We start from the raw sequence: 11,356 nt of genomic DNA, 5'->3' as shown, positions 1-11,356 counted from the left end.
TTTTTATTGACAATACGAATGATAATCATTATCATTGAAAACAGGAGGGAATCATAGATGAAAAAATCGTTCATAACCACTGTACTACTGTTTGTATTAGGAAATATCATGCTGTCTCCACAGGCATCCGCCTATTCATATGGCGACCCGAGTGAAGAGAAAATAGCAGAAGCGTATAAAGAAATCATGATCAAGCTTGATGAAGACCCTCCGAATTATTCAGAGTCCAAAAAGATTTATGAAACGGTTCAAGAAGAAGTTGACCAGCATATGGGTAAAGAACCTTCCAAGGTCATCCTTCAGAACCTTGACAATAAAGAAAAGCGAGAGGCAATTGAAAACCTGGATGAACTCCTTGTCCTCAATATTGCCAGAAGACTTGAAAGCATTGATAAAAACTTCTCGGAATATGATACGAGTAAGCGATTACTCGCAAAAGGATTTGCTACATATAAAACGTTAGCCCCGAAAGTAGAAGGGGAAAACCCTGAATTGGATCAAAAGATCAGAACTGAATTCGATCAGGCGTTGGAATCCCTCGGGAACCCGGGGTTGTTCGGAGTCGGGACAAAGGAATCCGATCAGGACGCGTTTAAAGAAAGTAAAACATTCATAGTGGATTCGCTGCAAAAAGAATTCGACATTAAAAGTCTTGAAGTGGGACATTTTTCTGAAAGTGCCACTGAGGACGCAAGCGGGAAACAGGAGTGGACGGATATTTCAAACCTGAAGAACTGGTTACCCATCATCATTATCGTGGGGGTTCTTGCTGCAGCGATTGTATATGCCGTCAGAAAACGTAAATAAGGTCACTAAAGAAAAAGTCTTTAAGCAAGTAAGGGGGAAACAATGTGGAATTACAAGCTTTACTGATCACCTTTCGTGAAGTCCTGGAAGCGTTACTGATCATCGGGATCATCACTACCTATCTGAAGAAAACGAATCATGGCCGGTTTACGAAGTTTGTCTGGCTGGGGGCCGGATTAGCGATAATCGCAAGTGTCGGTGTAGCGATGCTCTTTCAGGTCGTCTTTACGGGATTTGCCGCCATGGGAAGCGAGATATATCTGAAGATCGGCATCATGCTGGTCTCCTCCGTCCTTCTTACCCAGATGGTCTTTTGGATGGCGAAGCACAGCCGTGACCTTAAAGGGAACATGGAAGGGAAAATGAAGCATTTTATTTCGACAGGTAATATTGTCGGAATGGTGATCCACTCGTTCCTCGTCGTTCTCCGCGAAGGTGTGGAGACCGTATTCTTTTTCGCCGCCATTACAGGTGGGGATATCGGAGCGGCGATGCAGGGCTGGGGAGCGATTACGGGAGTCGTCATCGGTTGTGTCGTAGCTTACTTCTTCTTTAAAGGCACAATGAGAATTTCATTGAAGAGCTTCTTTAAAGTGACCGGCGCATTTATCATCCTTATATCTGCAGGACTTCTTGTACAGGCGATTTCCATGATGCAGGATATAGGGTTGATCGGAAGTGTAATTCCACATCTTTACGACCTGACCTGGTTACTGCCTGAGCATCCGATCGATTACGCCCATTTCCTCCGTGATACGGGAACTGCCCCATTGTTATCAGGTGATGTTGGCATTTTCCTTAAAGCGTTGTTCGGATATTCTTCCATGCCGTCCATTGAAGAAGTGATTTCGTATATCGGCTATTTCGTAGCGATTTACTTCCTCACTTCACCGAAGCGGGAGTCAGTGAAGGTAAAGGAAGAGGTCAATTCCGGAGTGAAGGATTTGAGTCCACAAGCTAAATAAATGTGTCAGTACCAAACCTCATTGCCCTTAAAGATTGAACACCCTTTTCGAAAGGTGTACACTCTTTAAAGGAATGTATGTTTGGTGCTTTTTTTAATGGTTGAAAGTCTATCAAAGTATGAGGGTGAAGTCGTTGAGATTGAAGAGTGGGGAGTTTATGAGTTGGCCGAATGTGGCAGGGGCATTTGCCGTGATGGCTGTTTTTATTCTGCAGGTGATGTGGATCCCATCCTACGCGGCTACTTGGGATATGGTGGATTTTGCACTGGGTGTCCTGCATTTTGATATGTATCAGATGCAGCCACATTTTCCAGGGTACCCTTATTTCATCTTGGGTGGGAAAGTCCTTCATCTGATGGTGGGGGACCCCGTCCAAGCCCTGACACTTTTTAATATCATCGTGTATGGGAGTGCCATCATCCCCCTTTTTCTGTTAATGAAAAGAATTGTGCGTCCGGCTTATGCAGGGATGGCGGCAGCGATGGTTTATACGAGCAGCTTTACAATCCTGATGGTGAATCAGCCGATGTCCGAGGGAGCAGCAGTCGGGATGATGTGGTGGTACATATGGAGTTTAGTCTTGACCGATGAGAAATCCCATAACGGATTCCTCATCCTTCCCCTGCTTCTATTCAGCGTGCTTCTTGGAATCAGGTTATCTTATCTGATCCTTGGAATCGGTATCCTGATTGTCCTGTACAGAAAGTGGAAGGAAGGCATGGTAACATTCCTGGATACCTCCGTTTACTTACTCATTGCGATTCTGTTCCAGCTCCTCTGGGTATCGGGCATCAGCATGTCGGAAGGGGGATATGAAAGTTTCCTCCGATTGGCTCTCTCCTTCACGAACGGACATTTCCAGGAATGGGGTGGAACGATCGGCGCCTCCGATCTAAGTTTGATGGACAGAGTCGTGAAACTGACCCTTGTAAACACAATTTGGGTTGGGGGTGTCGGTGAGTCCATTCCCCTCCTCATTCTGATGGTTGTCGGTTTGGCTGCAGGAAGGAAGGATTCAAACGGGAATCGTTATATGACAAGCCTGATGCTGATGCTTATGGGCAGTTATTTTCTTTGGGCCCTATTCGCCCAGAATGTGATGAAGCCCCGTCATGCTCTGCCATTGATCGGCATCGCTTTGTTCCTTGGAGTGCGAAGGCTGCTTTCACAACGACTCACCCGTGCAGGTTCCCTTCTTGTCCTCTCATTCCTTCTGCTTCAGGTTTACCATACAAGTACGTTATTATATAAACATGAGTCGGATATTCCGGCTGTTTATCAAATGGCCGATTATTTAGAGAGTGGAGGTCAAGGACAGCCTCTCGTCGTATATACATGGGAAGAGTCCAGGGTACTCGAGTATCTTGACGTTCCTTTTAGTCATAAGAAAGTACAAACGTACGAAGTATTTGCCACTGACGCAGGTTATTACCCTGAACGGGATATTTATCTGACGGATAACGTAGTCGAAGGGTTTAAAAAACAGGGGGTTCAGGTGGATGCATTCATTAAAGTCGAGAAGCATTTTCATTCGAGTGAGCTCATCGACCCGATCTACCACGACCTGACATTATATAAATGGGAGAAACAGAGGGAGGAGGAAGATGGATGAATCAGAATATCACGAATAAATTAGCACTGCTGCCTGACCAACCGGGTTGTTATTTAATGAAGGACAGGCAGGGTACGATCATCTATGTGGGAAAGGCCAAAGTATTGAAAAATCGGGTGCGTTCGTATTTCACAGGCTCCCATGATGCGAAAACCCAGCGGCTGGTAGGGGAGATCGAGGACTTCGAGTACATCATGACGTCATCTGACCTGGAAGCCCTTGTCCTCGAAATGAATTTGATCAAAAAGTATGACCCTAAATACAATGTCATGTTAAAGGATGATAAAAGCTATCCGTTCATTAAGTTAACGAATGAGCGGCACCCGAGGCTCATTACCACAAGGAAGGTCCAGCGGGGAAAGGGAAAGTATTTCGGTCCTTATCCAAATGTCGGAGCGGCAAATGAAACGAAAAAACTTCTCGACCGCTTGTATCCTTTACGGAAATGCTCGACGCTTCCCGATCGTGCCTGCCTTTACTATCATATGGGCCAATGTCTCGCTCCTTGTATTAAAGAAGTGAGCAAAGACACGTACCGTGACATGACAGATGAAATAGCCAGATTCTTGAACGGCGGCTACAAGGAGATCAAGAACCAGCTTACGGTGAAAATGAATGATGCCTCGGAAAATCTGGAATTTGAAAGAGCGAAGGAATTCCGCGATCAGATTCTCCATATCGAAGCGACCATGGAAAAACAGAAAATGACGATGACAGACTTCACCGACCGTGATGTGTTCGGATATTCCGTTGATAAGGGCTGGATGTGTGTTCAGGTATTCTTCGTACGGCAAGGGAAGCTCATAGAGAGGGATGTATCTTTATTCCCTCTCTATAATGAACCTGAAGATGAGTTCCTGACGTTTTTAGGTCAGTTCTACTCAAAGTCCAATCACTTTAAGCCGAAGGAGATCTTTTTGCCTGAAGAGATTGATATCGATCTCGCAGAAAAACTTCTTGAGGTGAAAATGACCCAGCCGAAACGGGGAAAGAAGAAAGAGCTTGTGAAGCTTGCCGAGAAAAATGCCCAGCAGGCACTCGGGGAAAAATTCGCCCTGATCGAGAGAGACGAAGACCGGACGATTAAAGCCATTGAACGCCTCGGGGATCATATGGGCATTTATACGCCTTTCCGGATTGAAGCCTTTGATAACTCAAATATTCAAGGAAGTGATCCCGTATCGGCGATGATCGTCTTCTTAGACGGGAAACCTGCCAAGAAAGAATACCGAAAGTACAAGATTAAAACCGTCAAGGGGCCAGATGATTATGATTCCATGAGGGAGGTTGTCCGGAGAAGATATACGAGAGTGTTGAAAGACGGACTTCCTTTACCCGACCTCATCATCATCGATGGAGGAAAAGGTCAGATCGAAGCGGCAAGGGATGTGATCGAGAATGAATTGGGTCTTGACATCCCGATCGGAGGACTTGCGAAAGACGACAAGCATCAGACGTCGGAACTGCTGTACGGAAACCCGCTGCAAATCGTCCCCCTTGAAAAGCGCAGCCAGGAATTCTATCTCCTCCAACGCATCCAGGATGAAGTCCACCGGTTCGCCATCACCTTCCACCGTCAGCTCCGAGGAAAGAGCGCATTCCAATCGACCCTCGATGAGATCGACGGCATCGGACCAAAGCGAAAGAAACAACTTCTTAAGCACTTTGGTTCCATGAAAAAGATGAAAGAAGCGACAGTCGAAGAATTTACAGAAATAGGAATCCCAGAAGCGGTGGCGAAGGAATTGGTGGAGAAGTTGAAATAAGTAATGCTTGAAAGTCATTATCTAGTTTAGAAGTAACTAGTGAATAAGCAGAGTTGATTTCCGCTGCAGGTGCTCGACTCCTGCGGGAAATGCGTGGAAGTTGAGACCCCACAGGGCTTTAGCCCGAGGAGGCTCGACCCACGCCCCGCGGAAAGCGAGCACCTGCAGCGGAAATCAACCACTATTTGCTCATGCAAAACAGCTAACGAACAAATAATCTACAGGAAAATGAAATATTGATCCAATTAGACATTGAATCAATATTTCCCCTATGCTATAATAAACAGAAATTTATAACATTATCACTTTTTAAGTGGTGATAGAGGTGCGAACTTCAAGAGTACAGGTAAAGAGGGGTATGAGCCCCGCCGACATGCCTGGAAAGGGGAGAATCGCCGAAGTGGTTATAGTCTCATGCTATATCCGCTGGTCCTGCGTTTAAGAAATGCAGGATTGTCAAGATGATTCAATCTTGGAGAGCTATCTCACAATGCCGATGAACCTATTTGTATGTTCTGCTGTATGTTCATAAAGCAATGAGATATTATTCTCATTGCTTTTTTTATTATCAGCGCAGGATTTTGTTCATAAATATCCTGGCCAATGAACGTTTAGGATGATTGTGATTGTACTCTTCATCATCAAAAAGAGCGGCGACGCTCAGAAAGAGGGAGAAGTCGTGAGTATTATTGTTCAAAAATTCGGTGGGACTTCAGTAGGGTCAGTGGAAAGAATTCAAAATGTTGCGTCAAGGATCATTGAAGAAAAAGAAAGAGGGAATGATGTGGTCGTCGTCGTATCTGCCATGGGGAAAACGACGGACACACTTGTTGGTCTTGCAAGGGAAATCACTTCTCAACCGAGCAAAAGAGAAATGGATATGCTGCTCTCAACCGGGGAACAGGTGACTATTTCACTCCTTACGATGGCCCTTATCCAATCGGGTCATGATGCCATTTCATTCACAGGCTGGCAGGCTGGCATCGAAACGGAATCTGTCCATAGCAATGCACGGATCACAAATATTCATACCGATAAAATGGCGGCTCACCTTCAGGAAGGAAGAGTGGTCATCGTGGCGGGATTCCAGGGCATGACAGAAACGGGGGAAATCACCACACTCGGCCGCGGCGGGTCGGATACCACGGCCGTTGCGATCGCAGCAGCCCTGAAAGCGGAGCGCTGTGACATCTATACAGACGTAGACGGGGTTTACACGACAGACCCCCGCTATATTAAAGGAGCAAGGAAGTTAACGTCGATTTCCTATGATGAGATGCTTGAACTTGCGAACCTCGGGGCGGGGGTCCTGCATCCAAGGGCGGTGGAGTTTGCCAAGAATTATCAAATTCCTTTAGAAGTCAGATCCAGTATTGAAAGAGTGGAAGGAACGTATATTGAGGAGGAAGCAAGCATGGAACAAAACTTAATTGTACGAGGAGTAGCCTTTGAGAATGAAATTACACGCGTCACTGTATTTGGACTGGGAAATGCTTTAACGGGACTATCATCTGTGTTCACTACGTTGGCTGAGAATCATTTGAACGTTGATATCATCATTCAGACTCAGACGGATCAGAATACGACCAATCTATCTTTCTCCATCAAGGAACATGATCTCGATGAAACCCTTGCTGTTCTTGAACGAAATAAGGAGCGGTTGAATTTCACCCATGTTGAGCATGAGAGTGGGCTTGCGAAAGTCTCCATCGTCGGCTCGGGTATGATTTCAAACCCTGGTGTGGCCGCGGAAATGTTTGAAGTACTGGCTCAAAATGACATTGTGGTGAAAATGGTCAGCACTTCTGAAATTAAAGTGTCTACAGTAGTGGATGGGGAGAATATGCAAAAGGCAGCAGGGGTCTTACATACGGCCTTTCACCTGGATGCAGTGAAGATGGAAGAAATCACGCTGTAGGGTTAATATAGCAAAGGGTTGCCCTGAATGTTTTAGGGCAACCCTTTACTTGGAGCTTGACTACTCAATCCGGTCTTTGTCGTCCCATCTTACAACCACTTTGACCGATTGACTTCGTTTATGTAATTCGTCAGCAGCCTCTGCCACACATTTTCTCTGAAGCTGAATTTGTTCGGCAATAAAGCCCGTTTCCAGTTTGAAATTCACATCCGTTTTCAGTGACAGACGCCGTTTGATCACTGGGCCGTTCAATTCAAATGTCATCTCATTTCTTTTTTGTTCCAGAAGTGTAAGGCTGCCCCATCCTGCTTCATCGAAAAAGGAAGATATTTCTTCCGTGGACTGCAGGGGAAATTTCCTCGCGAGCTGCTTTCCTCCCCAGTACAGGATATCGGGTGTGTGTTTTCCTAATATGTCTGGAATCAAGATGTCGCGTAACATTTCATATCCGAAGATTGGAACGGACGGCTGATGTGCTTCTTCTTTTTTCTGTTCCAAGTAAATCCCCTCTTTCTATAAAACTATTATATACATGAAAGAGGTAATTATCATCCCATACCTTGAAAAAATGACCTTGGGATATTTTGGTGGTATAATATTTATTGTTTATTTATTAGAATTTTCGAACATTTAATCGGGTAAAACCTCATGTTTTCGGTTGTTGATATATTGAAAATATTTTTGCGATATTGTCGAATTTATGTATACGTTTTCTTGACGCTTCCACTCCTTGGGAGTAAAATGAACATGTCACATTATTGTTACAATATAAAATATGTATCGTTGTCTAATCATCAGTGAAAGACATTAGAAAACGAATTCATATTTTATCATTAAGGGGGGTAAATCATGGCTGGAAATCGAGAATTTAATTATCGCAGGCTTCATTCATTGCTAGGTGTTATTCCAGTTGGATTATTTTTAACACAACATTTAGTCGTGAACCATTTTGCCACTGGTGGGGAAGAATCATTTAACCAGGCGGCACATTTTATGGAAAGTCTTCCTTTCCGTTATTTCCTTGAAATCTTTATCATCTTCCTTCCATTGTATTTCCATGCAATTTACGGAATTTACATTGCATTCACTTCCAAGAATAATGCAAGCAAGTTTGGTTATTTCCGTAACTGGATGTTTTTACTTCAACGTGTATCTGGAGTGATCACATTTATTTTCGTTACATGGCATATTTGGGAAACAAGAGTCGCTGCGGCGTTCGGAGCTGAAGTGAACTTCCAGATGATGGAGAACATATTATCCAATCCGTTGATGTTAGGATTTTACGTGCTTGGTGTTCTTTCAACGATTTTCCACTTTGCAAATGGGTTATGGTCATTCTGCGTTAGCTGGGGACTTACGGTTACACCTCGTTCTCAATTAATTGCTACATATGTTACGATCGGGATTTTTGTCGCGTTATCGATTGTCGGTATGCGTGCAATCTTTGCCTTCGTATAAGCAGAAAAATATACAAGTCTGATAGATAAGCAAGTGCACTCGAAGTATGGTAGGAAAAGGAGTGAGTCACGATGAGTAAAGGTAAAATCATCGTTGTCGGTGGCGGTTTAGCCGGCCTGATGGCCACAATTAAAGCAGCAGAAAAAGGAACGCAAGTCGATTTATTCTCACTGGTACCCGTTAAGCGTTCTCACTCTGTATGTGCACAGGGTGGAATTAACGGAGCCGTTAATACGAAGGGAGAAGGGGATTCTCCTTGGGAACATTTTGATGATACGGTTTATGGTGGGGATTTCTTAGCGAATCAACCGCCTGTTAAAGCAATGACGGAAGCAGCACCTGGGATCATTCACTTACTCGATCGTATGGGGGTCATGTTTAACCGTACTCCTGAAGGATTACTGGATTTCCGTCGCTTCGGTGGCACGCAGCATCACAGAACCGCTTTCGCTGGTGCTACCACTGGTCAACAATTATTATACGCTTTGGACGAGCAGGTACGCCGTCATGAAGTGGCTGGATTAGTAAGCAAGTTCGAAGGCTGGGAATTCCTTGGAGTCGTCATTGATGATGAAGGCGTGGCAAGAGGGATCGTTGCCCAGAACCTTCAAACGATGGAAATCAAGTCATTTGCAGCAGACGCCGTGATCATGGCATCAGGTGGACCGGGGATCATCTTCGGTAAGTCTACGAACTCTGTCATCAATACGGGTTCTGCCGCATCGATCGTTTATCAACAAGGTGCTTATTATGCAAATGGTGAGTTCATCCAAATCCACCCGACAGCCATTCCTGGTGACGATAAGCTTCGTCTTATGAGTGAATCGGCACGTGGTGAAGGTGGACGTGTCTGGACGTATAAAGACGGTAAGCCATGGTATTTCCTTGAAGAGAAGTATCCTGCATACGGTAACCTTGTACCCCGTGATATCGCAACACGTGAAATCTTTGATGTGTGCGTAAACCAAAAGCTTGGTATCAATGGCGAAAACATGGTTTACCTCGATCTGTCTCATAAAGATTCAAAAGAGCTTGATATCAAGCTTGGTGGAATCATTGAAATCTATGAGAAGTTCATGGGCGATGACCCGCGTAAAGTACCAATGAAAATCTTCCCTGCCGTTCACTATTCAATGGGTGGACTATGGGTCGATTATGATCAAATGACGAATATTCCTGGTTTATTCGCTGCAGGGGAATGTGATTATTCTCAGCACGGTGGTAACCGATTAGGGGCTAACTCATTACTATCCGCTATCTATGGCGGTATGGTTGCAGGTCCTAATGCGATTAAGTATATTGAAGGACTTGAGAAAACAGTAGAATCTCTCCCTTCTTCACTATTCGACCGATATGTGAAACAGGAAGAAGAAAAATGGAACAACATCATGTCCCTGAATGGCACCGAGAATGCTTATGTCATCCATAAAGAGCTTGGGGAATGGATGACGGATAACGTAACGGTTGTACGTCATAATGACAAGCTTCAACAAACGGATGAAAAGATCCAGGAACTGATGGAACGTTACCAAAATATCAATATCAATGACACGGCTAAATGGAGCAACCAAGGGGCGACATTCACCCGTCAATTGTGGAACATGCTGCAGCTTGCCCGCGTCATAACAATCGGTGCATTAAATCGTAACGAGAGCCGCGGAGCTCATTACAAACCTGACTTCCCGGACCGTAACGATGAGGAATTCCTGAAAACGACGATGGCAAAATACAATGCCGCGACGAACACTCCAGAATTCCATTACGAGGAAGTTGATACTTCATTGATCGCACCACGTAAGCGTGACTATTCTAAGAGCAAAGGGGGAAGTAAATGATGAGTGAAAATAAAAAAGTCCGTTTTATCATTACTCGTCAAGAAAGCCCGGAAACTGCTCCTTTTCAAGAAGAGTTCGAACTTGATTATCGTCCGAATATGAACGTGATTTCCGCATTGATGGAAATTCGTCGTAATCCGGTCAATGCAAAAGGGGAGCACACCACTCCAATCAACTGGGATATGAACTGTCTGGAAGAGGTATGTGGAGCTTGTTCAATGGTGATCAACGGAAAGCCGAGACAATCTTGTACGGCATTGGTCGATCAATTAGAGCAGCCGATCCGTCTTGAGCCTATGCGCACTTTCCCTGTTGTCCGCGACCTGCAGGTAGACCGCAGCCGTATGTTCGACAGTCTGAAGAAGGTAAAAGCGTGGATCCCGATCGATGGAACATACGATCTTGGTCCTGGACCCCGTATGCCGGAGAAGAAGCGTCAATGGGCATATGAATTATCAAAATGTATGACTTGCGGTGTATGTCTGGAAGCATGTCCAAACGTAAACAGTAAGTCAGACTTCATCGGACCCGCTCCGTTATCACAAGTACGCTTGTTCAATGCGCATCCAACTGGTGCCATGAATCAGGATGAGCGCCTTGAGTCGATCATGGGTGACGGTGGACTTGCCAACTGTGGTAACTCACAAAACTGTGTTCAATCTTGTCCAAAAGGTATTCCTTTGACGACTTCGATTGCAGCACTGAACAGAGAAACCACGTTCCAAATGTTCAAGAACTTCTTCGGAAGCGACCATATGGTTGATTGATACTTTCTTATGAAAAGCACTTTCCTTCGGGGGAGTGCTTTTTTGTGTTCCCCAAAAGGTCTATTAGATGAAGGTCGTTTGAAAAATAGACCGTTCCTTTTCTCTCCAGGCATTTGCTTTCCTCGGGGAGGAAGTCAAGCCTCCTCGGGCGATGCACTGGTCCCATAACGTTGGACACTTAAATTTCTAAGCAGCTAATTCAGTACTTACTCGATAAGCTACCGGACT

9 protein-coding genes and 1 riboswitch are annotated in these 11,356 nt (G+C 44.8%); of the genes, 8 read left to right on the top strand and 1 reads right to left on the bottom strand.

From position 1 onward, the window contains the following. Nucleotides 1-57: 57 nt before the first annotated feature. The 5 genes from NQ095_RS21620 to NQ095_RS21600 all read left to right on the top strand — a co-directional run bounded on the left by NQ095_RS21620 (nucleotide 58) and on the right by NQ095_RS21600 (nucleotide 7,068). Nucleotides 58-807, top strand: a complete 750-nt coding sequence (locus tag NQ095_RS21620) for a hypothetical protein (protein WP_258265418.1) — start codon at nucleotides 58-60, stop codon at nucleotides 805-807. Nucleotides 808-851: 44 nt separating this feature from the next. Further along, nucleotides 852-1,772, top strand: coding sequence for an FTR1 family iron permease (locus NQ095_RS21615; protein WP_258265417.1), 921 nt, complete (start codon nucleotides 852-854; stop codon nucleotides 1,770-1,772). A gap of 100 nt (nucleotides 1,773-1,872) precedes the next feature. Then, on the top strand, nucleotides 1,873-3,384 hold the full coding sequence (locus NQ095_RS21610; protein WP_258265416.1) for a hypothetical protein: 1,512 nt from the start codon (nucleotides 1,873-1,875) through the stop codon (nucleotides 3,382-3,384). Next, on the top strand, nucleotides 3,381-5,150 hold the full coding sequence (gene uvrC, locus NQ095_RS21605; protein ID WP_258265415.1) for an excinuclease ABC subunit UvrC: 1,770 nt from the start codon (nucleotides 3,381-3,383) through the stop codon (nucleotides 5,148-5,150). Before NQ095_RS21610 ends, uvrC begins: the two co-directional genes overlap by 4 nt. Before the next feature lie 312 nt (nucleotides 5,151-5,462). Further along, nucleotides 5,463-5,641, top strand: a riboswitch (Lysine riboswitch). Nucleotides 5,642-5,829: 188 nt separating this feature from the next. Continuing rightward, the gene (locus NQ095_RS21600) at nucleotides 5,830-7,068 is read left to right on the top strand and encodes an aspartate kinase (protein ID WP_258265442.1); all 1,239 of its coding nucleotides are present in this window, start codon (nucleotides 5,830-5,832) and stop codon (nucleotides 7,066-7,068) included. Nucleotides 7,069-7,128: 60 nt separating this feature from the next. On the opposite strand, the gene NQ095_RS21595 is transcribed toward NQ095_RS21600, so the two are convergent. Then, nucleotides 7,129-7,566: a YslB family protein gene (locus NQ095_RS21595; RefSeq protein WP_258265414.1), complete on the bottom strand. Its 438-nt coding sequence runs from the start codon at nucleotides 7,564-7,566 to the stop codon at nucleotides 7,129-7,131. Between the two features lie 351 nt (nucleotides 7,567-7,917). On the opposite strand from NQ095_RS21595, the gene NQ095_RS21590 reads away from it, so the two are divergent. From NQ095_RS21590 to sdhB, 3 genes are all read left to right on the top strand, one after another. Further along, nucleotides 7,918-8,526: a succinate dehydrogenase cytochrome b558 subunit gene (locus tag NQ095_RS21590; protein WP_034757098.1), complete on the top strand. Its 609-nt coding sequence runs from the start codon at nucleotides 7,918-7,920 to the stop codon at nucleotides 8,524-8,526. Between the two features lie 71 nt (nucleotides 8,527-8,597). Continuing rightward, entirely contained in the window at nucleotides 8,598-10,361 is a 1,764-nt protein-coding gene (gene sdhA, locus NQ095_RS21585; RefSeq protein ID WP_258265413.1) for a succinate dehydrogenase flavoprotein subunit, read from the top strand. Next, complete coding sequence (sdhB, locus tag NQ095_RS21580) at nucleotides 10,361-11,128, top strand: succinate dehydrogenase iron-sulfur subunit (protein WP_060671328.1); 768 nt, start codon at nucleotides 10,361-10,363, stop codon at nucleotides 11,126-11,128. Before sdhA ends, sdhB begins: the two co-directional genes overlap by 1 nt. Nucleotides 11,129-11,356: the final 228 nt, after the last annotated feature.

It is taken from the genome of Rossellomorea sp. SC111 (assembly GCF_024733565.1).
Lineage (GTDB): Bacteria > Bacillota > Bacilli > Bacillales > Bacillaceae_B > Rossellomorea.
This window is presented reverse-complemented; position numbering and strand designations above follow the sequence as displayed.

What these genes read in the sequence shown, in the direction of transcription:
- sdhA (WP_258265413.1), top strand. Translation starts at nt 8,598, where the DNA reads ATGAGTAAAGGTAAAATCATCGTTGTCGGTGGCGGTTTAGCCGGCCTG.
- NQ095_RS21620 (WP_258265418.1), top strand. Translation starts at nt 58, where the DNA reads ATGAAAAAATCGTTCATAACCACTGTACTACTGTTTGTATTAGGAAAT.
- NQ095_RS21590 (WP_034757098.1), top strand. Translation starts at nt 7,918, where the DNA reads ATGGCTGGAAATCGAGAATTTAATTATCGCAGGCTTCATTCATTGCTA.
- uvrC (WP_258265415.1), top strand. Translation starts at nt 3,381, where the DNA reads ATGAATCAGAATATCACGAATAAATTAGCACTGCTGCCTGACCAACCG.
- sdhB (WP_060671328.1), top strand. Translation starts at nt 10,361, where the DNA reads ATGAGTGAAAATAAAAAAGTCCGTTTTATCATTACTCGTCAAGAAAGC.